This is a genomic window from Anaeromonas frigoriresistens, assembly GCF_016820655.1.
GTDB classification, from domain to species: Bacteria; Bacillota; Clostridia; order Tissierellales; family SIT17; genus Anaeromonas; species Anaeromonas frigoriresistens.
Window position 1 is genome coordinate 116289 of the sequence record NZ_WSFT01000036.1, and the last position, 26335, is coordinate 142623.

Genomic DNA, 26335 nt, shown 5'->3' on the forward strand with positions numbered 1-26335 from the left:
TTCAATCTCTAAATAAAAAGGAAGACTCTAAGGTCTTCCTTAAACTGTTTTTGTAGTCCAATCTTCACAATTCCATATTTCAGTAGCAATCTCTCTATAAAATTCTGGTTCATGAGAGATTAATAGGATAGTTCCGTCATATTCCTGTAAAGCTCTTTTTAGTTCTGCCTTTGCATCCACATCTAAATGGTTAGTAGGCTCATCTAGAACTAAAACATTGGTTTCCCTATTTATTAGCTTACAAAGTCTGACTTTAGCTTGTTCTCCTCCACTTAATACAAGCATTTTGCTTTCAATATGTTTAGTGGTAAGACCACATTTAGCTAGAGCAGCCCTAACCTCATATTGATTAAACCCAGGGAACTCCTCCCAGATTTCTTCTATACAAGTGTTATAGTTATCTCCTTTAATTTCTTGCTCAAAATATCCTACATATTGATTATCGCCTTTTCCAACTGATCCTGATATAGGAGATATCTCTCCTAAGATACTTCTTAAAAGCGTAGTCTTGCCAATACCATTTGCTCCTACTAATGCAATCTTTTGCTTTCTTTCCATTCTTAAGTTTAATGGTTTAGATAGGGGTTCATCATATCCTATAACTAAATCATTAGTTTGGAATATTAATTTTGATGATGTTCGTGCTTCTTTAAAATCAAATTCTGGTTTTGGTTTTTCTTTGTCTAATTCAATTATATCCATTTTATCTAATTTCTTTTGTCTAGACATGGCCATATTCCTAGTGGAAACTCTGGCCTTATTTCTTGCAACAAAATCCTTAAGACCTGCAATTTCTTGCTGTTGCTTTTTATAGGCTGATTCTAATTGTTGTTTTTTAACTTCATGAACTCTCTTGAAATTATCATAATCTCCTACATATCTATCTAACTTTTGATTTTCCATATGATAGATAATATTTATTACACTATTTAAAAAAGGTATATCATGGGAGATCATTATAAATGCATTTTCATAATTATTAAGATATATTTTTAACCATTCTATATGTTGTTCATCTAAATAATTTGTAGGCTCATCAAGCAATAATATATCGGGTTTTTCTAATAAAAGTTTTGCTAATAATACCTTTGTTCTCTGACCTCCACTAAGATCATTTACATCTTTTTCAAAACCAATCTCTTCAAGACCAAGACCTCTGCCTACTTCTTCTGCTTTTGCGTCAATCATATAAAAATCATTGTTTGTTAATATATCTTGGATAGTTCCCATATCTTCTAATAGAGTCTCTAATTCTTCAGGGCTTGCCTCCGCCATTTTATCGCATATTTCATTCATCTCAGCTTCATAATCGAAAAGATATTGAAAGGCACTTTTTAATACATCTCTGACAGTCATACCTTTTTCTAAGGAAGTATGCTGATCTAAATATCCAATTCTTACCCTTTTAGACCATTCAATATTTCCTTCATCCGGTTGTAATTTTCCTGTGATAATATTCATAAATGTGGATTTTCCTTCTCCATTTGCTCCAATAAGACCTATATGCTCTCCTTTTAATAATCTAAAAGAAACATCTTCAAATAAGGCTCTATCTCCAAAACCATGGGTTAGATTTTTAACTGTAAGAATACTCATTTAATACGTCCTTTCTATTTACAAAATAATTAAATACCACAGAATATCTTATAATATATTACACATAAAGTAAACTATTTATGGGTTAAAGAGTATCATAAGATATATTGCTTTAAGATGGATACATATAATTTAAATTGCATATTTATGAATAAATTTATTGACAGTGTTTTTATACCATGGTATGCTTATGAGAACAACTTAATAGAATCTGTTGATTCAATTGTAGAGGAGCGACATTTAAGAGTACTTAGTGGAGTTAAGCAACGCTGAAACGAAAGAAAAGGAAATGTCGCCGAAATATATAACTGATTGCTTTAAGGTTATATATTGGGTCTAAATAGAATATATTTAGAACTGTCACAAAGAAAAACTTTGTGGAGTGCTATTGGTTGAATTAGAAGGTAATACATATAAGATTAATATAATAGTTTAATATTAATGTCTATTTATATATGTCTATTTAACCATTCTAATCCTTAAACTAATAGTTTAAGGATTTTTTTATGTCTTTAAAGTTTTTCCTAAACTAATCTTTAATATAATAAGAAGTTTTAACTTCCTATGAATTCAACAATCTATTTAAGTGAATGCTACAAAATTTAATAAATTTTGAACAAATAAAAAATTAGGAGGGGTTTTAGTGAGGAAAAAGGTATTATTAGTATTATTATTTTTAATCTTTATAACCAACATAGCTATGGCAGCCGAAGGAGATATTGGTCAAATGAATGCAAAAAAATATGGTATATGGACATTGATACCACCATTAGTGGCCATAGTATTAGCATTCATAACAAAAAATGTTGTAATATCTTTATTTATTGGGGTATTTTCAGGAGCATTTATTTTAGGATTAAATGACTATGGCATTTTTGGAGCATTTCTTCAAGGTTTTTTAAATGTAATAAATTATATGATTGGGTCATTATCTGATGGATGGAATGCAGGTATAATTCTTCAATGTTTAACAATAGGAGGATTAATAGCACTGATATCAAAAATGGGAGGAGCAAAGGCAATTGCTGAAGCCTTAGCTAAAAGGGCAAAATCTCCAGTGAGTGCACAATTAATCACTTGGATTTTAGGACTATTTATTTTCTTTGATGATTATGCAAATGCACTAATTGTAGGTCCTATAATGAGACCTGTTACGGATAGAATGAAAATCTCTAGAGAAAAACTAGCATTTATTATAGATGCTACAGCAGCTCCTATTGCTGGTATTGCATTGATTTCTACATGGATAGGTTACGAAATAGGGTTATTAAAAGATGCATATGAGTCTATAGGTCAGAATGTAAATACCTATGGTATATTTGTATCTACGATTCCATATAGATTCTATAATCTATTAATATTAGCATTTATAGTAGCTACAGTAATTTTTATGAAAGAGTTTGGTCCTATGTATAAATCAGAAAAAAGGGCTAGGATTACAGGGAAAGTATTGCCTGATGGAGCAAAGCCTATGTTAGCTGATGCTGAGGGTCATTTAGAACCAACAGAAGGAATAGATTTAAAGGTAAGAAATGCATTGGTTCCAATTTTAGTATTAATTTTTGCAGCATTTGCAGGATTTTATTATAATGGCTATACTGCCTTATCTGAAGATCCAGCAATGATAAATATGATTAAGAATGCTCCTTTATCGTTAGATGCAATAAGAGAAACATTTGGAGCCTCAGATGCAAGTATAGTTTTATTCCAAGCAGCTCTTTTAGGAAGTATAGTTGCTTTAATAATGGGAGTTAAGCAGAAGATATTTACAGTATCAGATGGTATTGATACATTTATTCATGGGTTAAAATCTTTATTAATCACAGGGGTAATATTAATATTAGCATGGTCCCTATCAGGAGTAATTAAAGATTTAGGAACAAGTAAGTTTTTAGTATCTATGTTAGATGATAAAATGCCCCAATTTTTATTACCATCTTTAATATTTATATTTGGGGCAGTTATATCATTTGCAACAGGAACATCCTATGGAACTATGGGGATACTTATGCCCCTTACTATACCATTGGCATTCTCAATATCTCCTGACAGTAACTATATGATCATGAATGCAGGAGCAGTTTTAACAGGAGCTATTTTTGGAGATCATTGTTCTCCTATATCAGATACCACAATCCTATCATCAATGGGAGCAGCTTGTGACCATATAGATCATGTTAAGACCCAGTTATATTATGCATTAACGGTAGGGGCTATCACTATATTATTTGGATATATACCAGTAGGACTAGGAATACCAGTATATATAGTACTACCAATAGCTTTATTAGCTATAGTAGTCACAGTATTCTTTTTCGGAAAATCTGTAAAAGAAGAGGATATTAAAGAGACTAGTACACTATAAAAAAAGTACCTCCTAATAGTAGCAATATATTGCTTAATGCATATGATATATTATTAGGAGGTGTTTGTATGTCAGGAAGAGCAGCAGGAAGAGGATTTTTTGGTATTGACGACGATTTATTACTTATTATAGGTGTTATAGTAGTAATATTCCTTCTATTCCCTGGATTCGGAAAAGGATTTTACTAAATAAAAAAGAGAGTTGATTTAATCAACTCTCTTTTTTATTTATAATCTATATTGCCCAATTACCATCTTTGAATATTTGTATCTTTTCTCCATCCTTAGTTTCACCGAAAATATTCATATCAGGAGATCCAATCATGAAATCTTCATGGATTAAGGAATCATTAGCACCCTTTGATTTCAATTCATCACTTGTCATATCTCCACCATTTTCTATACATGTAGGATAAGCCATTCCAAGAGCTAAGTGACAAGAAGCATTCTCATCAAATAAAGTATTGTAGAATATAGTGTCCATATTAGATATAGGAGAATCATCTGGAACTAAAGCTACTTCACCTAGAAAACTTGCACCTTCGTCAGTTTCGATTAATTTTTTTAAGGTTTCATATCCTTGTTCTGCTGTAAAGTCTACTACCTTTCCATCTTTAAAAGTTAAAGTGAAATTATCTACTAAACTACCACTATAATTAAAAGGCTTTGTATTTTTCACTACTCCATTTACTCCATTTCTTAATGGCATTGTAAACACTTCTTCTGTAGGAAGGTTTGCAACGAAATATGTACCACTGGCATTTTCTTCTCCTCCACCGGCCCAGACATGATCCTTAGGAAGTTCTACTTCTAAATCTGTTACTTCAGACTTAAAGTATAGTTTTTTAAATTTCTTTTCATTTAGATAATTAACTTTAGATTCTAGATTTGATAAATGTTCTTCCCAAGCTTTAACAGGGTCCTCTTTATCTATTCTAACTATTTTAAATATTTTTTCCCATAATTTCTCTACTGCTTCTTCTGCTTCTAAATCACTGAATACCTTTTTTGCCCAGTCTTCTGTAGGAACGGATACTACTCCCCATGCTATTTTACTAGCCATTAAGTAATTTCTGAAGTTTTTAAGAGCTAAAGATCTAGTTTTATTATTTGTAGCTATTTTTTTGGGATCTACATCCTTGAATAAATCAGGATTTGATGCTGATATAGAAAGGAAAGCTGCTCCGTTTTTAGCTAATTCTTCTCTTCCATCTGCCATCCATTGTGGAAATTCTTCAAAAGCTTTATCAGGGGCATTTTGATATCTTATTAGACTTGACTGTTCGTCATTCCAAAAAATAATTACATCCTTAGCTCCAGCTTTATATGCCTCTTTTGACAATGCTCTAGTATATTCTTTAGATTCTATAGGAGCATTGATAACAAGAGTTTGATCTTTTTGTATATTTACTCCTATTTTAATAGCTAATTCAGCATATTTTTGTAGAAAATCTTGAAAGTTTTCCATCATAATCATCCTTTACTTTTTTAGTCTATCTCTATTTTAACCTAAAAAATGAAATAAGTCAGTGAATAAACTAAAATGTTTCAATATTTTCATAATTCTGATATTCGAGGTATAATATATACATAGATTCATCTACATAAGAAAGGGTAAAAATTTGGTATAAAATTTAAAGGGGGAGATAAATTTGGAAAAATTAAAATTAGATAATTTTATAAAGTATAAATTTTTATCGGGGGTGAAGCATTCACCTAAAGGTAACTGGTTGGGATTTGTACTACATGAAATGGATAAAGAGGAAAATAAATACCTATCTAATATATGGATTTGTAAAGATCAACAAACATATCAGTTAACTTCATCTGATGAAGATAGAAGTTATTTATGGTTAGAAGATGGAGAAAATATTTTATTTTCTAGTAATAGAACTCTTAACGATAAAGAGAAAGCACAAGAAGGAGAAGAATTTACCCAATATTATAAAATTAATATAAATGGAGGAGAGGCAAGAAAATACTTTAATATAGATAAAAGAATAGAGTCAATTAAACAAATAGATGAAGACAGATTTATATTTACTGCAAGCTTTAATAGTACTACAAAAAATGATAAAAAAGACAAGGATGAAAAAGATTATATAGTATTAGATGAAATACCTTTTTGGTCAAATGGAGAGGGATACACTAATAAAAAGAGAAGTAGATTATATATTTATAATAAAAGAACCGGGGAGACAATAGAAATAACTGATGAATATACTGATGTTGAAGGTTTTCATTTGAATAGTGACAAAAACAAAGTAGTTTATATAAGTACGAATTATAAGAGTAAGATGGATATAGATAATGATATATTTATATATGATATTGATAAGGATAATATAGATAAGGTAAGTAGTGATGAGGTATTTGCATATAGTTATGCAAACTTTATAGCAGAAGATAAATTAATCCTTTTAGGTAGTGATATGAAAAGATATGGAATAAACGAGAATAGTAAGTTTTATATTATAGATATTAATAGTAAAGAGAGAAAATGTATAACTCCAGAATTTGAAAGAAGTACTTGGAATTCAGTAGGGTCAGATTGTAGGTATGGATCTTCAGCTAATATCATTATGGAAGGGGAGTATCTATATTTTATAACTACAGAAGAGGATAGCTCGTATATTAATAGGATAGACATAGATGGAACAATTGAAAAACTGACCTCGAAAAAGGGTTCTGTGGATGGATTTAGTGTATGTGATGGAGAGATTTTCTTTATTGGTATGAGAAATTTAAAATTACAAGAGATATATAAATTAGAGAATAAAGAAGAAAATCAAATAACTAAATTCAATGAATGGTTACATAAAGAAAAAAATATTGCATCTTTAGAAAAGTACACAATTAAAAATGGCCATGTAGATATTGATGGATGGATAATGAAACCTGTAGATTTTGAAGAAAATAAAAAATACCCAGCAATTTTAGATATCCATGGAGGTCCTAAAACTGTATATGGGGAAGTATTCTATCATGAGATGCAGTATTGGGCAAATCAAGGGTATGTAGTATTTTTCTTAAATCCTAGAGGAAGCGATGGAAAAGGAAATGAATTTGCTGATATTAGAGGAAAATATGGAACAATAGATTATGAAGACATAATGGAATTTACTAAAAGTGTGTTAGATAAGTATAGCTTTATAGATAAGACAAAAGTTGGAGTTACTGGAGGTTCCTATGGAGGGTTTATGACAAATTGGATTATAGGACATACAGATATATTTGAAGCTGCTGTGTCTCAGAGAAGTATATCTAATTGGATTTCTAAATTTAATACTACAGATATAGGGTATTATTTTGTAGAAGATCAAAACGGAGCTACTCCCTGGTCTGATCATGAAAAACTATGGTGGCATTCACCTTTAAGATATGCTGATAAAGTTAAAACACCTACTTTATTTATCCATTCAGAAGAGGATTATAGATGTTGGGTTGTGGAAGGAATTCAAATGTTTACAGCATTAAAATTTCATGGAGTAGAAAGTAGAATGTGTATTTTTAAAGAAGAAAATCATGAATTAAGTAGAAGTGGAAAGCCGAAGCATAGAATAAGAAGATTAGAAGAGATAACTGAGTGGTTTGATAAGTATTTAAAATAATATAATTAAAGACCTGTTTATAGCTAATACTATAGATGGGTCTAAATTTTATGTTATCATTGATAATTATTATCAATAATAACATAATTAAAAAGTAACAGGATAAAAATAAACTTCAAGGAGTTGACATATATGATTATAAAGCCTGAATTAAAAGGTAATGTTTCAAAAACTGCCCATCCCTATGGATGTAGAGAAGTTGTAAAGAACCAAATAAGATATGTAAAAGACAAAGGAAGATTTGAAGGCCCTAAGAAAGTGTTAATATTAGGAGCTTCATCAAGTTATGGACTAGCATCCCGTATAGCTTTAGCCTTTGGAGCAGGAGCTGATACAATAGGTCTATCCTATGAAAGAGGGATAGTAAATGAAGAAAAGCTAGCTACTGCAGGATGGTGGAATAATATTTTCTTTAAAGAAGAGGCTGAAAATGAAGGATTAATTGCTAAGAATTTTATTGGAGATGCATTTTCTGATGATATGAAGGAAAGGGTGATAGAATATATTAAAAAGGAATTTGGAGGTAAAATAGATCTATTGATATATAGTCTTGCCTCTGGAAGGAGAACAGATCCTAGATCGGGAAATACATACTATTCCGCCCTCAAGCCCATAGGAGAGTCTATTAAAGGATATAATATTAATATAGAGAAAGAAGAGTTATTTGAACAAGAAGTAGTTTCTGCTACTAAAGAAGAGATAGATAACACAGTCAAGGTAATGGGAGGAGAAGATTGGAGATGGTGGGTTGAAGCATTACTTAAAGAAGATCTATTAGCAGAAAGATTTAAAACCACACTATTTTCATATATAGGACCAGAGGTTACAGAAGGGTTTTATCGTTCTGGGACATTAGGAAGAGCTAAAAAAGATGCAGAAGAAACTTCAGATAAACTAAATAATTTGTTAAGAGAAAGGGTAAATGGAGAGTCTATCATAACAGTAAGTAAAGCTGCTACTACAAAAGCTAGTGCTGTAATACCTATTCTTCCTGTGTATGCTTGTTCATTATATAAAGTTATGAATGAAAAAGGGCTACATGAAACATTGATAATGCATCAATATAGGTTGTTTAACGATATGATCTATGGAGATAAGAGAGAAATAGATGGAGAGGGTAGACTACGTCCTGATTCTTGGGAGATGAGAGAAGATGTTCAGTCTGAGGTCAAAGATATATTGAAGGATGTTACTCCAGAGAACTTTAAAGATACGACAGCATTTGATGTATTTATGAAGGAATTTATGGAATTGAATGGATTTGGAATAGATAATGTGAACTATGAAGAGGATATTAATATAGAGGAGTTAAAGAAGTTCAAACCATAAATAAAAAATAAGGTCCTAGGACCTTATTTTTTATTTATATTAATTAATATTAAGTATAGATTTGATAAAATCCCAATAAGAGCTTATTAATATAATACCTACTGCAACAGGAACTACATATTTTATTAAAATACTCCATATACCAGCTAATCTAAATTTCACTCCAGAACTTTCAATTTCTTTAATAGCTTCTTTGGTAGTTAAAACCCAACCTACAAATATAGATAATAGGAAAGCTCCAGTTGTAAGAAGGATATTTGAAGCTAATTTATCATATAGATCAAAGAAATTTAGTGATCCTAATACTTTAAAATCCCATGCTCCGAGGGATAAAGAAGCAGGTATACCTATTAAAAATATTATTATACCTATGATTATTGCAGATGAAACCCTGCCTTTATTTTTCTCATCCACAAAATAGGATACAGCTACTTCTAGCATTGATATTGAAGATGTTATTGCTGCAAATAATACTAAGATAAAGAATAATACAAGGAATAAATTACCCATTGGCATTGATGCAAATACAGCAGGTAAAATTACAAACATTAAACCTGGGCCTCCTGTAGGCTCAAAACCAAGAGCGAATACTGCTGGTAATATAGCTATACCTGCTAATATAGCAATTAATGTATCCAATATTGGAATAATAGAAGAAGTAGTTATCAAGTTATCTTTTTTATCTAGATAGCTACCATATGTGACAATTGTACCCATTCCAATACTTATAGAGAAGAATACCTGACCTAAAGCATCCATAGCTACATTCATATTAATCTTTGAAAAGTCTGGAACGAATAAGAATTCTACACCAGCCATACTTCCCTTTAGACTTAAACTTCTAATTACAATGATAATGATCATTATGAATAATGAGGGCATCATAATTTTAGAAGCTTTTTCAATACCTCCACTGATTCCTTTTAATACAATACCAACTGTAATAGCCATAAATAAGAATTGATAAAATAATAATTCCGAGGGAGAATTGAAAAGATTGGCAAGTACACTATCTAAAAAATCAGGATTAGTACTATTTAATTGACCGAATAAAGAACTCTTTAAATAGTAGATTACCCATCCCCCAACAGTAGAATAAAAAGATAAAATAATGAATCCACAAATTACACCTAATCCTCCTACAAAGGACCATTTTTTGTTGATGCTTTTGTAAGCCCCAAAAACAGATAATTGTGTTCTTCTACCTAAGGTGATAGCAGCCAACATCAATGGCATACCTATTAAAATTAAAAACAATAGATAAAGCAATACAAAAGCTCCTCCTCCATTCATCCCTGTGTTATAAGGGAATTTCCATAGGTTGCCTAGACCTATAGCAGAGCCTGAAGCTGCTAAGATGAAGCCTACATTTGAAGTCCATTTGTCTCTCACTTAATAAAACCTCCTTTTATATTGATATATATAAAGCCTTACTAATAATATAGATAAGTAAAGCTTGTACATCTTAGGGTAACAAATATAAAAATTCTATATATAATTGCAAGAAAATTATTTAATATTAAGTATATAATAATATTGGGGAAATGTTAAGTAAATTTAATATTTAACAAAAAATAAGGAGCCATAGGCTCCCATATTTTAAGATTATATTATTCTTGATAATTTGATAATGTATCGTTAGCAGATTTTAATGCACTATTTACAGAGTTAAGAGTGTTTTGAATTTTTTGTCTGTTTTGAGGTTTTTCAACAGAAGACATAGCTTGATTTAATTCATTAACTGAAGATTGAAGCTGATTAGTAACACCTTGAACTCTTTGTCTAGCATTCTTTCCTGTGTTGTTATTCATATTATTTTGCAAAATACATACCTCCATTTTATTAGAGTTTTAAATTCAATACTTTCATTGAAAACTACTTTATTATTATGTGTATTATAGAGAATATAATTCTTAGAATAATTATATTAATAAAGCATATATTAGCATTTATATATTTTTTTGTTATAATCAAAAGTGAATTAAAATTTAAACGGAGGATAAAGAATATGAGATATGAAGGAACTGTTTATAGACCACCAAGTGAAGCTAGAAGTTTAATTGTACAAGTTACAATAGGATGTGCTCATAATAATTGTACATTTTGTAGTATGTATAAAGATAAAAAATTTAGAATTAGAAAATTAGAAGATATAATAGATGATTTAGATTCTGCAAGAGAATACTATAGAGATATAAAAAGAATATTTTTAGCAGACGGGGATGCTTTAATATTAAAAATAGAAAATCTTTTGAAAATTTTACAACATATTAAAACTATATTTCCAGAATGTGAAAGAATAGGAATTTATGCTACACCTAAGGATATATTAAATAAAAGTCTAGATGAACTTAAAACTTTAAAAGAAAATGGACTTGGTATTATGTATATGGGAATAGAATCAGGGAACAATGAGATATTATATAAAGTAAAAAAAGGTGTAACTAGTGAATTAATGATTGAAGCAGGAAAAAAAGCAAAAAAATCTGGCATAAAATTATCAGTGACATTGATATCAGGTTTAGGAGGAAGAGATAAGATAAAAGAGCATGCCATGGATTCAGCTAGAGTGATAAATGAAATCAAACCTGATTATGTAGGGTTATTGACATTGATGTTAGAAGAAGGCACAGAATTATACAATGAGTATAGAGAAGGTGATTTTGATCTTCTCTCTCCTGAAGAAGTGATGATAGAGACAAAAATTTTTATAGAAAATCTAAATGTTAATGACTGTGTATTCAGATCCAATCACGCATCAAACTATATATCTCTTAAAGGAGTATTGAATGAAGATAAGAATAGGTTGATAAAAGAAATAGATGATGCACTAAAAGAGAATATGTATAAACCAGAAGGTTTACGAGGATTATAAAAATAGGTAACTACAGTTTTGTAGTTGCCTATTTTTCTTTTTATTAAAAAATAATAAATTCCTATTTAAATACTCTGTAATATAAAATATAACCATTAATGAAAATTATTATCATTTAGTGATTATATTTTTTAAAAAAGGGTATTCTTAATATAAGTATATAAAGATTAATTAAATTCTTAACAATCAAAGGAGTGTTATATAAATGAAAATAGCAATTATAGGATGTACTCATGCAGGAACAGCAGCTACAGTAAATGCAGCTAAAATGTATCCTGATGCAGAAATTACAGTATATGAAAGAAATGATAATATATCATTTTTATCTTGCGGTATAGCATTATATGTAGGTGGATTTATAGAAGATCCTCAAGGGTTATTCTACTCATCACCAAAAGAGTTATCCAACCTAGGGGTTAAAACAAAAATGGAACATGATGTATTAAATGTTGATACTGATAATAAAACTTTAAAAGTCCGTAACATGAAATCAGGAGAAGAATTCGAAGAAGGTTACGATAAATTAATAGTTACCACAGGGTCATGGCCTATAGTACCACCTTTTGAAGGAATAGACTTAGATAACATTCTCTTATCTAAGAACTATAATCATTCAAATACTATTATAGATAGAGCTAAAGATGCCAAGAATATAGTAGTAATTGGTGCAGGGTATATTGGAGTAGAGCTAGTAGAGGCTTTCCAATTAAACGGAAAAAATGTAACATTAGTAGATATGGCTGATAGAATACTAAATAAATATTTAGATAAGGAATATACAGATAAAGCAGAAGAAGCCTTTAAGGAGCATGGAGTTAAACTAGCTTTAGGAGAAAAGGTTACTAAATTTGAAGGAAATGATGGAAAAGTTTCAAAAGTAGTAACAGATAAAGGTGAATATGAAGCTGACTTAGTAATTTTATGTATTGGATTTAAACCTAATACTGATTTACTAAAAGGCCAAGTAGATATGCTAGGCAATGGAGCTATTATAGTAGATGAGCATATGAAAACTAGTAAAGAGGACGTATTTGCAGCAGGAGATAGCTGTGCAGTAATATACAACCCCACAGGAGAGCATAGATATATACCACTAGCAACAAATGCAGTACGTATGGGTACACTAGCTGCTAAGAACTTAGTAGAACCAACTGCTAAATACATGGGTACCCAAGGTACATCTGGTATTAAGATATACAATCACAACATATCTTCATCAGGTTTAACAGAAGAAGCAGCTAAAGATGCTGGATTAGAGGTGGAAACAGTAACAGTTAAAGATAACTATAGACCAGAATTCATGCCTACTCATGAAGAAGCAACATTAAAGGTAGTATATGAGAAAGGCTCAAGAAGAATAGTAGGAGCTCAGATCATATCTGATGCAGACTTAACACAGCATATGAACACAATGTCAGTGGTAATTCAAAATAAGATGACATTAGATGAATTAGCATATACAGATTTCTTTTTCCAACCACATTACAACAAACCATGGAATTTATTGAACTTACCAGGATTACAAGGATAATAGTATAGACTATGACCGCCTCTATTGAGGCGGTTTTTTATAGCTTTAATAGATATTTTGATCTTATAATAATAGAATTGTAAAGAAATTAGAGCTAATAAACAGAAAAATTAAATAGAATAAATAGGAATATTATGGTATATTTAAGAATATATGATTTAGTTAAGTAAAATTTAAAAATTAGGGGGAGATATATGAAAATAGTGAACAAAACGATAAAGTGGATTATTACTATTATGATATATTTTTTATCAATGTTTTTAATTATAAGAATAATTAATGGAGTTAAACCTAAAATTTTAGTTGGTATTGCAATAGGTCTAGTAGGAGGACTAGATACATTTATTCTAGACAAGTTAGGACTTTTACCATTTAGGAGACAAGAAGTGGATAATGGATAATATTTAAAATTAACATTCTGGAAGAAGTTAGATGAAGGAAGTAAATAGAAAAAGATTAATTATCTTTATAAAATTATTTATATTATATACAGTTGTACAAATCTGTCTTATATATTTAGTTTAAAGAGAAATAGAGCTTTTAACAACTATATCGATTACTTTTGGTATGGCAGCTGGCTTAGCTATATTTTATGATTTCTCAATTAATGATAAGAGGGGCAGTTAGGGTCTCTAGAGAAAAATGAAATTTTCTAAGTAAGTAATAAAATAAATTACATCAAAACATATCATATAACATTATTTTTCTAGTTAGAAGATGGGACTAGATTTAATAAATCTATATATAAGTACATAAGGAGTAAAAATGAAAAAACTAGCTAAAACACTAAACTCTATGAAAGTACTAATGATATTAAATACTTTATCTTTTAGTGCACCTACAATGTGGTTATTATTAAATATCTATGATGGTAATACTGAAGATATATTGAGAACTTCAATACTATCAATAATTGGAAATATATTTATTATCAGCGGATGGGCAGTGTATTTTAAATGTTAGCGAGATGAAAACAATTAACTAAAAGGAGAAGTAGAACAGAATAATATAGTATATTATAATTTGTTAAATTTTAAATTACATCTAAAATAACTACTTTATAATAGATTTATTTTATAACTAATATTAGAAGGATATATAGGGAGTTCATTAATATATTTTATGGAGAGTGAGAAAATCAAATGAAAAGGGAAGATATATTATTCATACCTTATCTAGGGTTTTTAGCCTTGATTGCTCCAGAACCTTGGATACCTAGAGCTTTAGTTATTTTTGGAGGACTTGAAATATACTTTTTAATTGAAAAGGTATTAATAAAGAGAACTAATACTAAGTAATCGTTTCCCCAGAGACGATTATTTTTTATTTCATTAAATTGTTTGAAAATATAGAAAATTGGTATAAATAAATTGACAGAATATTCTGGGAGGGATAAGATGAATATATTAGAAGAGATAAAAAAGGAGCATGATCAGTATAGAGATTTATTAGAGGAATTAGCAGATACTGATCGTAGACATACGAATGAAAGAAAAGAAAAGTTTGAAGAGTTAAGGAGGGAGGTTAAGGCTCATCATGAAGCAGAAGAACATACTTTATTTGAAAGATTACAGAAAGAAGAAGAAGCAAAATTCGAAGTCCTGGAGTCTATTGAAGAGCATCATGTATTGGAAGATCTTTTAAAGAAGATTGAAGATACTGCAGAAGATGATGAGACTTGGGGACCAAAATTACAAGTATTAAAGGAAATATTAGAACATCATATGGATGAAGAAGAAGATGAAGTATTTGAAAAATCAAAGGACTTATTATCCGATGATGAATTAGAAAGTCTAAGAGAAGATTTTGAATCCAAAAAAAGTGAAGAAAAAGATAAAATGTAATTAGTGAAGTAGTCCCAGGGGGCTACTTTTTAGTTTGATAAAAAAACCGAAGGAGTGTTAGAATAAAGGATAAAATGATAAATGAACAAAGGAGAGATAAAATGCAAAAGATAAATGTGGCAATTATAGGTTTTGGGTTATCCGGTAGAGCTTTTCATGCTCCTATTATACATAGTATGGATAAATTTAATCTTAAAAAGATATATACAAAGAATCAAAGTTCAAAAGAATTAATAAATGATTTATATAATAGTGTTGAAGTAGTAGAGGATACAAGTCTAATATTTGAAGATGAAACAATAGACTTAGTTGTAATAGCTACCCCTAATACATTACATTTTGAATTAGCTAAGGAATCATTAATATCCGGTAAACATGTAATAGTTGAAAAGCCTTTTACTGTAACTTCAAAGGAAGCTGATCATTTAATAGAAATAGCTAAAAGGGAAGAAAGAGTAATTTCTGTATATCAAAACAGAAGGTTTGATAGTGATTTTAAGACGATACAAAAGATATTAGATAAAGGTTGGTTGGGGAATTTAGTAGAATATGAAGCACATTTTGATAGATTTAGAAACTATTTTAAAGATGCATGGAAAGAAAAGGATCTTCCTGGCTCGGGGATAGTATATGATCTAGGAAGTCATTTAATAGATCAAGCATTATGTCTATTTGGTTTGCCAAATGAGATATATGGAGATATAAGAAATCAGAGAAAAGGGGCAAGGGTTGAAGATAACTTTGAGATAATATTATATTATAATGAATTAAAAGTCACTTTAAAGGCTGGAATGTTAGTAAAAGAAGATTTACCAAGATATATTTTACTAGGAGATAAAGGTTCTTTTATAAAAAGTGGTATGGATGTTCAAGAGGGACACTTAAGGGAAGGCAAGTTACCTTTTAAAGAAGTAAACTGGGGTATTGAAGAAGAAAGAAAATGGGGAATAATTAATTCAACAATAGATGGTATTAATGTAAGAGGTAAAGTGGAAAGTGAAAAAGGGGATTATAGAGAGTATTATAATAATATCTATGATGCAATAGTTAATGATAAACCTCTATTAGTAACAGCAGAAGATGGAAGAAATATAATCAAGGTTATAGAATTGGCTATGGAGAGTAATATTAAAAGAAGAAGAGTAAAATTTTAATGGAAATAATGTTAAAGAAAAATAAATTGTAAAATATCAAAACTCCTCTATACTATATAATATAGAGGAGTTTCTATTATAAGAAATTAGGATAAACTATATAATATATTGAAATATAAAAATAGAGGATGAGTAAATAAATGAGCTTTTTACCTATATCAAAAAAAGACATGAAAAATAGACAATGGGATCAACTAGATTTTATTATTATTTCTGGAGATGCTTACGTGGATCACCCTTCTTTTGGGGCAGCAATAATAGCTAGGGTATTAGAAAGAAGAGGGTATAAAGTAGGTATAATACCTCAACCTGATTGGAGAGAAGTGGAGGATTTTAAGAGATTAGGAAAGCCTAGATTAGCTTTTCTTATAACTGGTGGTAATATTGACTCCATGGTAAATCACTATACTGTTGCCAAAAGAAGAAGAAAAGAAGACCTTTATTCTCCTGGTGGAGAAAGTGGGTTTCGTCCAGATAGAGCTACTATTGTATATAGTCATAAAGTAAAAGAAGCTTATAAAGATGTACCTATAATACTAGGAGGTATCGAAGCTAGTTTAAGAAGATTAGCCCATTATGATTATTGGGATGATAATGTAAGAAGATCAATACTATTAGACTCTAGAGCAGATTTATTAGTTTATGGAATGGGAGAAAAGCAGATAGTAGAGATAGCAGAAGCTCTAGAAAGTGGAATACCAATAGAAGAAGTAACTTATATAAAAGGGACTGTTTATAAAACAAAAGATAGAGATAGAGCCTATAAGCCCATAATTTTACCATCCTATGAAGAAATAATAAAAAACAAGGTAAAATATGCAGAGAGCTTTATGATTCAATATAGAAATATGGATTCAATACAAGGGAAACCTTTGGTAGAACCATATGAAGATAATTATTATATTGTACAAAATCCTTCTCAAGAGCCTATAAAGGGAATAGATTTAGACGATATATATAACCTTCCTTACATGAGGGACTATCATCCTATTTATAAGGATAAAGGTGGTATACCAGCAATAAAGGAAGTGAAATTTAGTATTATTAGTAACAGAGGTTGCTTTGGTAATTGTAATTTCTGTGCTCTAGGCTTTCACCAAGGCAGGGTTGTCCAGTCAAGAAGTCATGAGTCTATATTAGAAGAAGCAGAGAAAATAGTAGAAGATAAAGATTTTAAAGGATATATTCATGATGTAGGAGGACCTACGGCTAATTTTAGAAAAAGGGCCTGTAAAAAGCAGGAAAAGTATGGAGTCTGTACAAATAAACAGTGTCTTTTTCCAAATCCTTGTGATCAGTTAGAAATAGATCATAGAGACTATCTTAATCTTTTAAAAAGTTTAAGAAAAATGCCTAAAGTAAAGAAGGTATTTATCCGGTCTGGGTTAAGATATGATTATTTAATACATGATAAGGATGATACTTTCTTTAAAGAATTATGTGAACATCATATCAGTGGTCAACTTAAGGTAGCTCCAGAGCATATATCCCCAGAAGTGTTAGAAAAAATGGGAAAACCTAAAAAGGAAGTATATGAGAAATTTATAAATAAATATGAAAAGGTAAATAAGAACTTAGATATGAATCAATTTGTAGTTCCATACCTAATGTCTAGTCATCCAGGGTCTACATTGAAAGAAGCTATTGAATTAGCAGAGTATTTAAGAGATATTGGACACAGGCCAGAACAGGTACAAGATTTTTATCCTACTCCTGGAACCTTATCTACTTGTATGTATTATACAGAATTAGACCCAAGAACTATGGAAAAAGTATATGTACCTAAGTCTCCTCATGAAAAAGCAATGCAAAGAGCTTTGATTCAGTATACCTTACCTAGGAATTATAATATCGTCCATGAGGCATTATTAAAGGCGGGTAGAGAAGACTTGATAGGATATGATAAAAGATCCTTAATAAGACCAAAGAATAATAATAAACAAAAAAATAATAAGAAAAATATCAAAGGAAAGAAAACTGGAAGACGTAGATAACGGATAGGTTTCAAAAAGAGTATTCTATATTATACATTAAAATTTTAAGGAAATTTATATTGGAGCGAAAAATTATGAGAAAAAGATATATAAATATAATAAGAATTTTAACATTAATAGGATTAGTAATATCAATTTATTTAGTATATACAGAGCTTTCCAATCCTGGGTTTTGTCCTCCGTTTTTGGGAATACCAGCCTGTAATATTGTTTTATTTGGTTTTTCATTAGTTATGTTATCTACATTTATTTCCCATGATAAAGTAGATAAACTATTATTTTTTGTTGGATCTATACCGGGACTTTTGCTAGCTATATGGTTTTCATATAATGAGATAGTAGGTTTAAAGGAATGTCCAAGAATTTTTAATATCCCTTTATGTTATGGATCTCTAGTAATATTTGGAGTGATTATAATTTTAGGATTGAGAGTAAATAAAAATAAATAAAATTAACTAAAACCCCTTTAATTAACGTTAATTAAAGGGGTTTTATTATTGATATACTTTAAGAATGTTAAGAAAATTTAAAATTAATACAAAAAAACTATTGAAAAGTGGTATTAAACCATAGTATAATAAGTTGAAATTGTCAGATTATATTTAATATTCTAAAAACTGTGTTATTTATTTCACAAGACAATGAAAGGAGGAAATGGAAAGGTAATATTTTTTATTAAGAAAAGGTTTACATTGGAATTATAATTTTATAAGACATAACTATGGAATAATGTAAATTTAATTAGAAGGAGCTGATGGGTAGTGGAAAACAATGACAGAGGCCAATGGGGGTCGAAGATAGGTTTTATTCTAGCCGTTGTTGGTTCAGCGGTAGGATTAGGTAATATTTGGAGATATCCTTATCTATTATATTCAAATGGTGGAGGAGCATTCTTAGTACCATACTTTATAGCATTATTGACAGCGGGTATACCTCTAGTATTATTAGAGTATGGTTTTGGACATAAATATAGAGGATCATCACCATTATCCTTTGCAAGAGGAAATAGAAAATTCGAATGGCTTGGATGGTGGCCAAGTATTACATCATTTATCATTATCACATATTATACTCAAATATTAAGTTGGGCAATAAATTATTTATATTTCTCTTTTGGACAAACTTGGGGATCAGATACAAATGCATTCTTCTTTAATGATTTCTTGCAAATTAGTAGTAGTCCCTTTGACTTTGGTGGAATGAGATGGCCGATATTCTTAGGAATTACTGTTATATGGGCGATAAATTGGTTTGTATCCTATAAAGGAGTTTCTGGTGGTATTGAGAAATTAAATAAAGTTTTAATACCAACATTATTTGTAATTATGGTTATAATAGTTATCAGAGGTGTAACATTACCTGGAGCATCAGTAGGTTTAAACAAATTATTTACACCTGATTGGTCTAAAGTAAAGGATCCAAATGTTTGGATGGATGCTTATGGTCAAGTATTTTTCTCATTAAGTTTAGCTATGGGTATATTAGTTACCTATTCTAGTTATCTTCCAAAGAAAACTGATATAAACAATAGTGCATTCATTACTGCTTTTGCAAATAGTGGATTCGAGTTTTTAGCAGCAATTGGAGTATTTGGTATATTAGGATTTATGGCAACAAGTCAAAATATTCCTATTGAAGAAGTAGCTAGTCAAGGTATTGGTCTTGCCTTTGTTGTATTCCCTAAAGTTTTCTCATTAATGGGGTCTTTAGGAGTGGTGTTTGGAATACTATTCTTCCTTTCATTAGTATTTGCAGGATTAACATCAAGTATATCCTTATTAGAAGCATTTACAAGTGCTGTTATAGATAAGTCTGGTGCTAAAAGAGGAAAAGTAGTTACTATAGTATGTATAGTAGGATATGCAATAAGTGTTCTTTATGCTACGGGAGCAGGATTATACTTCTTAGATATAATAGATGCATTTATCAATTCCTTCAGTATTGTAACAGTAGGATTGTTAGAAGCAGTAGTTATTGGATGGATTATTGGTGGAGACAAAATCAGATCTCATACTAACTCTATTTCAATATATAGAGTAGGAAAATGGTGGGAGATTATGATTAAGTTTGTGACTCCAGCTATCTTAACTATAATATTAATTACTAAGATAGTTAATGAAATCAAAACTCCTTATGGTGGAGGAGATTATTCTACTGGTGCTTTAATGCTATTAGGTTGGGGTGTAGTAGGTGCAATAATAGTATTATCTTTCGTAGTTAAATCCACAAAGTGGAAAAAGGGAATATTAGAAGAGAACATAGAAAATGAGGAGGTGAAGTAGATGACTGGTACATCTATAGCATTCTTCTTATTTGGAGCAATATTTCTATGGGGTGGCTTAGCTGTCACTTTAACTATAGCTATAAAAGACGATAAAGAAACTATGATATAAAAAATAAAAAATCATCATTCTATCCTAGGATAGAATGATGATTTTTTATTGTATTCCAATGGCTAGTGTGTTAATGATATTAACATATCTTATTTATCTAGATTAACTATTGTTCTTCCCTTTAGCTTACCTTCTAGTATTTGATCAATGGAATCACTTAATTCTTCTAAGGATACTTCGTTTACATTTTCATGTAAAGTATCAGTCTTCCAGTCATTAGCTAATAAGTCCCAGATTTTTAATCTTAAGTCTCTTGGACACTGTACGGAGTCTATGCCATATAATGTAACTCCCCTTAATATGAAGGGATATACAGAGGCATCAAATTCATGACCTGCCACGTTACCACAAGTAGTAACACAACCACCATAATTTGTTGTTTTGATAGCAGTTGAAAGGTTATTACCACCAACAGTATCAACAACTCCAGCCCACTTTGATTTTAGCATTGGTTTACCAGAGTCATCATCCACTTCTTTTCTATCAATTATATCCTTTGCTCCAATGCTTATAAGCATATCTTTTTCACTTGCCTTACCTGTGGCTCCGATTACATCATATCCTAACTTGCCTAAGAAAGATACTGCAGTACTACCAACCCCACCTGTAGCTCCAGTAACTAATATTTCTCCATCTTCAGGCATTACATGACCCATTTGAGTAAGTTTATACACGGATAAAGCAGCGGTAAATCCTGCTGTACCAAATATCATACTTTCTTTTAGGCTAAGATTTTTAGGTAATTTAACTACCCATTCTGCTGGAACCCTTATATATTGTCCATAACCTCCAGAGGTATTCATACCCAAATCATAACCTGTAACTAAAACTTCATCACCTTTTTTGAAATTCTCATCTGAACTTTCTATTACTATACCGGAAGCATCGATACCAGGAGTATGAGGATAGTTTCTAGTTACGCCTTTATTTCCTATAGAGGATAAAGCATCCTTATAATTTAGAGAAGAATACTTAACATTGATTACTACATCTCCCTCAGGAAGGTCATCTATATTTTTAGTAACTATTTGGCGGGAGAAATTTTTATCTCCCTCTTCTTTTATTAATAATGCTTTAAATTCTAAATTGTCCATTTATATATCTCCTTTCTATTCTAATAGTATATTTATACCCTTGTATAATATAATTATAAACTTAAAATAGTTTGATGTCAAACTATACTTATTTATTGACACTTAAAGAATTGGATGATTATAATATAATTAATCTATTCAGAATATACGTAAGGGGTTTAAATATGAAGGAAAAATATATTGTTTATTTCATAAGTAAAACTAAAAAGAGAATGACTCAATTTATAGAGGATAAACTGAGAGAAAAAGGTATAAAGGATTTAGTGCCTTCCCATGGAAATATCTTAACTGTTTTATATGAGAATAATGGTAGACTAACTATGAAAGAGATATCAAGATTAATTGGGAAGGATAAATCTACAGTTACGGCTTTAGTAAACAAACTCTTAAACTTAGAATATATAGAAAAAGAAAAGTCCTTAAAAGATAAAAGAGTAACTTATATAACTCTAACAGAAAAAGGAAAAAATATTGAAGAAGTGTTTAAAAGTATTTCCGGAGAAATATATCAAACAGCTTACAAAGGATTTTCTGAAGAAGAAAAAGAAATATTTTTACAATTATTGAAAAAGATAAATGATAATTTTAAGAATGCGAAAGAGGAGGAATATTATTAAATGCTAAGAGAAGTTTATAAAAATATATATCAAAAAGAAATACCCCTTCCTAATAATCCACTGAAAATATTACATAGTTATATAATAGTTTCTGATAAGAGGAATTTAATAATAGATACGGGATTTAATAGAGAAGAATGTAGACAAGCCCTTATGTCAGCACTAGATGAACTCAATATAGACTTAAATAAAACTGATTTGTTTATCACTCACCTTCATTCGGATCATTCTGGATTGGCAGCAGAATTGAATAGAGAAGGGATAAAAGTTTATACAGGAGAGATAGATGGTAAAATCATTAATAATATGACCGATGAAAATTACTGGGAGAAGTTTAATGAATATAATAAATTATTTGATTTAGAGAAGTATGATATGTCTTACAAGACTCACCCTGGATATAGATATGCTCCTAAACATCCTGTGAAGTATGAACCTTTAAAGGAAGGGGATAGACTGACTGTAGGAGAATATTCCTTTGAAATCATTGATATTCCTGGGCATACCCCTGGACATATAGGATTATATGATAAAGATCATAAAATTTTTTTTGGAGGAGACCATGTACTTAACAGAATAACCCCGAATATTTCTTTTTGGGGCTTTGAATATAATATATTAGATACTTATCTTAAAAGTCTTAAAAAGGTGAAAGAGATGGATATTGACTATATATTTAGTTCTCATAGAAGAATAGTAGAAGCCCATAGAGAGAGAATAAATGAACTATATAATCATCATGAAGATAGATTGAGAGAAGTAACTGATATAATAAATAAAGATGAAAAAACAGTGAGTGAGGTTGCATCAGAAATGCATTGGGATTTTAAAGCGGATACATGGGATGATTTTCCTAATCCCCAGAAATGGTTTGCCACAGCAGAAGCTATGAGTCATCTTGAACATTTAGTATTTATAAATAAAGCGAAAAAAAGAGAAGAAAAAGGAAAATTATACTATATAGCTATTTAGCTATAAAAACTATCATATCTATAAAGGCATGATAGTTTTTATTTTTATTATAAAGGGTATTTAATCTATGGTGGAGAATATATTGTATATTGCCTCATTATATCATTAGGGAGGGTTGTATGAAGAAGAAAGGGATTGCTCTATTTTTAGTTGCATTATTTATAAATAGTATATCTGTAGCTAATATGGCTCAACCTATTCAAGATCCTACTAGTAATGCCATTATATTTAATGATAATTCTCAAATTAGTTTAATTGAAGAAACAGTAACCTATGATGTAAAGGATATTAAATTAAATAACGGACATGTTCATGTAGAATATATACTTAAAAATCTTGAATACATAGAAAAAGATTTTGATGTGATCTTTATAGCCTCATCATTGGAAAGTTCCGAAGTAGAATTGAAGCAAAATGGCGAAAGAATCCAACCTATAGAAATAAATGAGGATGGACAATTACCACAAAACTGGAATCCTAAACCAAAAGAAAATATAATAGAACCTATAAGTAAAAAGAAACTAAAAAACATTTATTCAGGAGTTACACAAAAAAGAGATATAACTAGAATAAGGTTTCCCATATCTTTTAAAGAGAATGAAGAAATTAAAGTGGAAGTTTCTTATATTAGTGTAGGAGGATTTTATAGGAGAGGTGTTATTAACACCATATATTCTCAGCAGTATTATTTAACACCAGCTAAATTTTGGAATGGAGACACAAAGGTCAATTTAGTAGTAAATCTCCCTGAAAAAAGTGATATGTCATTAAATTCAAATATACCTATGGATAGAGAAAAGAACTCATATACTACTACTTTAGAAGAAATACCTGAATATGAATGGATATTTTCCTATGTAAGTAAAGATAATTTATTATTTGATACAAATTATCGAAAAATTCACAATAGATACGTATTAGGGATTACCTTAGTAGTAATTTTATTAGGTGTAATTTTACATAAGTTAATAAATAAATATGTAGGCTTTATAATATATTTATTAAGTGTATTATTTTTAGGGAAGTTTATACATTTATCCTACGGAGCAACATTTTCTACTATGTTAATAGGATTTTTAATTATACCTATAAGTGGAATTATTATATTAATATATGTAATATTCGAATATTATGAGAGAAAAAATAAGGAGGAGTAATATGTTAAAATTTAGTGATTACAAATATGAAAGACCCAATATGGAAAGTTTAGAAAAAGGCTTTAATGAATTAATCGAGAAGTTCAATAGTGCAGATTGTAGTGAGACTCAAAATAGCATTATGAAGGAAATTAATAATTTAAGAAATACATTTGAGACAATGGAGAATTTAGTCCTTATTAGGCATACTATTGATACTAATGATGAGTTTTATGATAAAGAGAAGGACTTTATGGATGATGCTACACCTACATATCAAGGACTAGTAAGTAAGTTCTATAAGGCCCTTACTGAGTCTAAGTTTAGAGGGGAATTAGAGAAAAAGTGGGGAAAACAAATATTTAGTATAGCTGATTTACAATTAAAGACCTTTGCACCAGAAATAATTGAAGACTTAAAGAAAGAAAACAAATTATCTAGTCAGTATACTAAACTTAGAGCATCAGCTAAGATAGAATTTGAAGGGGAAGAAAGAAATCTATCTCAAATGGGACCTTTTATGCAATCTAAAGATAGAGAAACTAGAAAAAAGGCTCAAGAAGCTTTCAATAAATTCTTTGAAGAAAATGAAGAAAAGTTTGACCAAATTTATGATGAAATGGTGAAAGTTCGTCATAAAATAGCTAAAAAATTAAGATATGAGAATTTTATTCAATTAGGTTATGATAGACTTACTCGAAGTGATTATAATGCTGAAATGGTAGCCAATTATAGAAAACAAGTATTAGAAGACATCGTTCCTATTGCTAACAAATTAAAAGAAAGACAATTAAATAGATTAGGATTGGATGATCTTAAATACTATGACGAATCTTTAGAATTCCTTACAGGAAATGCTACTCCAAAGGGTGATCATGATTGGATGATAGAAAATGGCAAAAAAATGTATAAGGAATTATCTCCAGAAACTGATGAATTCTTTAATTATATGGTGCAGAAAGAATTATTAGATTTAATGGCTAAAAAGGGTAAAGCTGGAGGAGGTTATTGTACATTCATAGCTGATTACAAATCACCATTTATATTCTCCAATTTTAATGGTACTTCTGATGATGTGGATGTGCTTACTCATGAAGCTGGTCATGCCTTTCAAGTATATTCAAGTAGAAATTATGAGTTACCAGAGTATGTATGGCCTACATTAGAGGCTTGTGAAATACACTCAATGAGTATGGAGTTTTTTGCATGGCCATGGATGGAGTCTTTCTTTAAAGAAGATGTAGAGAAATACAAATTTTCTCATCTAAGTGGAGCTTTATTGTTTATACCATATGGTGTAACAGTTGATGAATTCCAACATTTTGTTTATGAAAATCCAACAGCAACACCGGAAGAAAGAAAATTAAAGTGGAGAGAAATTGAAAAGAAGTACCTTCCTAATAGAGACTATGAAGATAATGATTTCTTAGAAAGGGGAGGATACTGGTTTAGACAAGGACACATCTTTGGAAATCCTTTTTATTATATTGACTATACATTAGCTCAGGTATGTGCTTTCCAATACTGGGTTAAATCAAGAGAGAATAAAGAAGAAGCATGGAGTAGTTATTTAAAATTATGTCAAGCAGGAGGAAGTAGATCATTCTTGGAATTAGTTGAGTTAGCTGAACTTGATAACCCCTTTGAGGATGGAAGTATAGCTAAGATTACTGGGCCAATTGAAGAGTGGCTAAATACTGTAGAGGATAATAAACTATAAAAAAAGATTGCGGTCTATTGCTTAGGTGAGTAGTAGACCGCTACTTTTATGTAAAAAAAGCTATTGACATATATTTTGTATTAAGAGTATAATTAAATTAAGTCA

Annotated in this window: 23 protein-coding genes and 1 riboswitch; of the genes, 18 read left to right on the forward strand and 5 right to left on the reverse strand. The window is 29.9% G+C overall.

Annotation, left to right across the window (positions count from 1 at the left end; all coding sequences use genetic code 11):
* Positions 1–39: 39 nt before the first annotated feature.
* Complete coding sequence (locus GOQ27_RS09060) at positions 40–1596, reverse strand: ABC-F family ATP-binding cassette domain-containing protein (RefSeq protein ID WP_203366531.1); 1557 nt, start codon at positions 1594–1596, stop codon at positions 40–42.
* A gap of 218 nt (positions 1597–1814) precedes the next feature.
* Positions 1815–1992: riboswitch (Lysine riboswitch) on the forward strand.
* Positions 1993–2239: 247 nt separating this feature from the next.
* Between GOQ27_RS09060 and GOQ27_RS09065 the strand changes: the two genes are divergently transcribed.
* On the forward strand, positions 2240–3961 hold the full coding sequence (locus tag GOQ27_RS09065) for a Na+/H+ antiporter NhaC family protein (protein WP_203366532.1): 1722 nt from the start codon (positions 2240–2242) through the stop codon (positions 3959–3961).
* Between the two features lie 234 nt (positions 3962–4195).
* On the opposite strand, the gene GOQ27_RS09070 is transcribed toward GOQ27_RS09065, so the two are convergent.
* Complete coding sequence (locus GOQ27_RS09070; RefSeq protein WP_203366533.1) at positions 4196–5428, reverse strand: aminopeptidase; 1233 nt, start codon at positions 5426–5428, stop codon at positions 4196–4198.
* A 184-nt stretch (positions 5429–5612) separates the two neighbouring features.
* On the opposite strand from GOQ27_RS09070, the gene GOQ27_RS17145 reads away from it, so the two are divergent.
* Together GOQ27_RS17145 and fabV are read left to right on the forward strand one after the other, a co-directional pair.
* Complete coding sequence (locus tag GOQ27_RS17145) at positions 5613–7571, forward strand: S9 family peptidase (protein ID WP_203366534.1); 1959 nt, start codon at positions 5613–5615, stop codon at positions 7569–7571.
* Between the two features lie 132 nt (positions 7572–7703).
* Positions 7704–8900, forward strand: a complete 1197-nt coding sequence (gene fabV, locus GOQ27_RS09080; RefSeq protein WP_203366535.1) for an enoyl-ACP reductase FabV — start codon at positions 7704–7706, stop codon at positions 8898–8900.
* A 39-nt stretch (positions 8901–8939) separates the two neighbouring features.
* Here fabV and GOQ27_RS09085 read toward each other — a convergent pair whose 3' ends face one another.
* A complete protein-coding gene (locus tag GOQ27_RS09085; protein ID WP_203366536.1) occupies positions 8940–10292 on the reverse strand; it encodes a sodium-dependent transporter in 1353 nt (450 codons plus the stop codon).
* 218 nt (positions 10293–10510) lie between these two features.
* Positions 10511–10723, reverse strand: a complete 213-nt coding sequence (locus tag GOQ27_RS09090; protein WP_203366537.1) for an EscE/YscE/SsaE family type III secretion system needle protein co-chaperone — start codon at positions 10721–10723, stop codon at positions 10511–10513.
* A 185-nt stretch (positions 10724–10908) separates the two neighbouring features.
* Here GOQ27_RS09090 and GOQ27_RS09095 point away from each other — a divergent pair, with 185 nt between their 5' ends.
* The 11 genes from GOQ27_RS09095 (at position 10909) to GOQ27_RS09145 (ending at position 20691) form a co-directional block, all read left to right on the forward strand.
* Positions 10909–11775 (forward strand): radical SAM protein, encoded by an 867-nt coding sequence (locus tag GOQ27_RS09095; RefSeq protein WP_203366538.1) that lies wholly within the window; start codon positions 10909–10911, stop codon positions 11773–11775.
* Positions 11776–11980: 205 nt separating this feature from the next.
* Positions 11981–13306 carry an FAD-dependent oxidoreductase gene (locus tag GOQ27_RS09100; protein ID WP_203366539.1) on the forward strand — a complete coding sequence of 442 codons (1326 nt, stop codon included), beginning with the start codon at positions 11981–11983 and terminating at the stop codon, positions 13304–13306.
* A 194-nt stretch (positions 13307–13500) separates the two neighbouring features.
* Entirely contained in the window at positions 13501–13707 is a 207-nt protein-coding gene (locus tag GOQ27_RS09105; protein ID WP_203366540.1) for a hypothetical protein, read from the forward strand.
* A 364-nt stretch (positions 13708–14071) separates the two neighbouring features.
* A complete protein-coding gene (locus GOQ27_RS09110) occupies positions 14072–14269 on the forward strand; it encodes a hypothetical protein (protein WP_203366541.1) in 198 nt (65 codons plus the stop codon).
* Between the two features lie 179 nt (positions 14270–14448).
* Positions 14449–14604, forward strand: a complete 156-nt coding sequence (locus GOQ27_RS09115; protein ID WP_203366542.1) for a hypothetical protein — start codon at positions 14449–14451, stop codon at positions 14602–14604.
* Between the two features lie 99 nt (positions 14605–14703).
* Entirely contained in the window at positions 14704–15150 is a 447-nt protein-coding gene (locus GOQ27_RS09120) for a hemerythrin domain-containing protein (protein WP_203366543.1), read from the forward strand.
* A 101-nt stretch (positions 15151–15251) separates the two neighbouring features.
* Complete coding sequence (locus GOQ27_RS09125) at positions 15252–16304, forward strand: Gfo/Idh/MocA family oxidoreductase (protein ID WP_203366544.1); 1053 nt, start codon at positions 15252–15254, stop codon at positions 16302–16304.
* Positions 16305–16444: 140 nt separating this feature from the next.
* Positions 16445–18298 carry a YgiQ family radical SAM protein gene (locus GOQ27_RS09130; RefSeq protein ID WP_203366545.1) on the forward strand — a complete coding sequence of 618 codons (1854 nt, stop codon included), beginning with the start codon at positions 16445–16447 and terminating at the stop codon, positions 18296–18298.
* Positions 18299–18372: 74 nt separating this feature from the next.
* Positions 18373–18747 carry a hypothetical protein gene (locus GOQ27_RS09135; RefSeq protein WP_203366546.1) on the forward strand — a complete coding sequence of 125 codons (375 nt, stop codon included), beginning with the start codon at positions 18373–18375 and terminating at the stop codon, positions 18745–18747.
* A gap of 312 nt (positions 18748–19059) precedes the next feature.
* Positions 19060–20580, forward strand: a complete 1521-nt coding sequence (locus GOQ27_RS09140; protein WP_203366547.1) for a sodium-dependent transporter — start codon at positions 19060–19062, stop codon at positions 20578–20580.
* Positions 20581–20691, forward strand: coding sequence for a MetS family NSS transporter small subunit (locus tag GOQ27_RS09145; protein ID WP_203366548.1), 111 nt, complete (start codon positions 20581–20583; stop codon positions 20689–20691).
* Positions 20692–20780: 89 nt separating this feature from the next.
* On the opposite strand, the gene GOQ27_RS09150 is transcribed toward GOQ27_RS09145, so the two are convergent.
* Entirely contained in the window at positions 20781–21785 is a 1005-nt protein-coding gene (locus tag GOQ27_RS09150) for a YhdH/YhfP family quinone oxidoreductase (protein ID WP_203366549.1), read from the reverse strand.
* A gap of 164 nt (positions 21786–21949) precedes the next feature.
* Here GOQ27_RS09150 and GOQ27_RS09155 point away from each other — a divergent pair, with 164 nt between their 5' ends.
* The 4 genes from GOQ27_RS09155 (at position 21950) to GOQ27_RS09170 (ending at position 26230) form a co-directional block, all read left to right on the forward strand.
* Positions 21950–22402, forward strand: coding sequence for a MarR family winged helix-turn-helix transcriptional regulator (locus GOQ27_RS09155; RefSeq protein WP_203366550.1), 453 nt, complete (start codon positions 21950–21952; stop codon positions 22400–22402).
* Positions 22403–23374, forward strand: coding sequence for an MBL fold metallo-hydrolase (locus GOQ27_RS09160; RefSeq protein WP_203366551.1), 972 nt, complete (start codon positions 22403–22405; stop codon positions 23372–23374).
* Positions 23375–23493: 119 nt separating this feature from the next.
* Positions 23494–24531 carry a hypothetical protein gene (locus GOQ27_RS09165; protein WP_203366552.1) on the forward strand — a complete coding sequence of 346 codons (1038 nt, stop codon included), beginning with the start codon at positions 23494–23496 and terminating at the stop codon, positions 24529–24531.
* Between the two features lies 1 nt (position 24532).
* A complete protein-coding gene (locus GOQ27_RS09170; protein WP_203366553.1) occupies positions 24533–26230 on the forward strand; it encodes a M3 family oligoendopeptidase in 1698 nt (565 codons plus the stop codon).
* Positions 26231–26335: the final 105 nt, after the last annotated feature.

Bases quoted from the DNA above. Each gene is read 5' to 3' on its own strand.
- GOQ27_RS09060 (WP_203366531.1), bottom strand. From the start codon at position 1,596: ATGAGTATTCTTACAGTTAAAAATCTAACCCATGGTTTTGGAGATAGA.
- GOQ27_RS09070 (WP_203366533.1), bottom strand. From the start codon at position 5,428: ATGGAAAACTTTCAAGATTTTCTACAAAAATATGCTGAATTAGCTATT.
- fabV (WP_203366535.1), top strand. From the start codon at position 7,704: ATGATTATAAAGCCTGAATTAAAAGGTAATGTTTCAAAAACTGCCCAT.
- GOQ27_RS09095 (WP_203366538.1), top strand. From the start codon at position 10,909: ATGAGATATGAAGGAACTGTTTATAGACCACCAAGTGAAGCTAGAAGT.
- GOQ27_RS09100 (WP_203366539.1), top strand. From the start codon at position 11,981: ATGAAAATAGCAATTATAGGATGTACTCATGCAGGAACAGCAGCTACA.
- GOQ27_RS09105 (WP_203366540.1), top strand. From the start codon at position 13,501: ATGAAAATAGTGAACAAAACGATAAAGTGGATTATTACTATTATGATA.
- GOQ27_RS09110 (WP_203366541.1), top strand. From the start codon at position 14,072: ATGAAAAAACTAGCTAAAACACTAAACTCTATGAAAGTACTAATGATA.
- GOQ27_RS09115 (WP_203366542.1), top strand. From the start codon at position 14,449: ATGAAAAGGGAAGATATATTATTCATACCTTATCTAGGGTTTTTAGCC.
- GOQ27_RS09120 (WP_203366543.1), top strand. From the start codon at position 14,704: ATGAATATATTAGAAGAGATAAAAAAGGAGCATGATCAGTATAGAGAT.
- GOQ27_RS09125 (WP_203366544.1), top strand. From the start codon at position 15,252: ATGCAAAAGATAAATGTGGCAATTATAGGTTTTGGGTTATCCGGTAGA.
- GOQ27_RS09130 (WP_203366545.1), top strand. From the start codon at position 16,445: ATGAGCTTTTTACCTATATCAAAAAAAGACATGAAAAATAGACAATGG.
- GOQ27_RS09135 (WP_203366546.1), top strand. From the start codon at position 18,373: ATGAGAAAAAGATATATAAATATAATAAGAATTTTAACATTAATAGGA.
- GOQ27_RS09145 (WP_203366548.1), top strand. From the start codon at position 20,581: ATGACTGGTACATCTATAGCATTCTTCTTATTTGGAGCAATATTTCTA.
- GOQ27_RS09150 (WP_203366549.1), bottom strand. From the start codon at position 21,785: ATGGACAATTTAGAATTTAAAGCATTATTAATAAAAGAAGAGGGAGAT.
- GOQ27_RS09155 (WP_203366550.1), top strand. From the start codon at position 21,950: ATGAAGGAAAAATATATTGTTTATTTCATAAGTAAAACTAAAAAGAGA.
- GOQ27_RS09160 (WP_203366551.1), top strand. From the start codon at position 22,403: ATGCTAAGAGAAGTTTATAAAAATATATATCAAAAAGAAATACCCCTT.
- GOQ27_RS09165 (WP_203366552.1), top strand. From the start codon at position 23,494: ATGAAGAAGAAAGGGATTGCTCTATTTTTAGTTGCATTATTTATAAAT.
- GOQ27_RS09170 (WP_203366553.1), top strand. From the start codon at position 24,533: ATGTTAAAATTTAGTGATTACAAATATGAAAGACCCAATATGGAAAGT.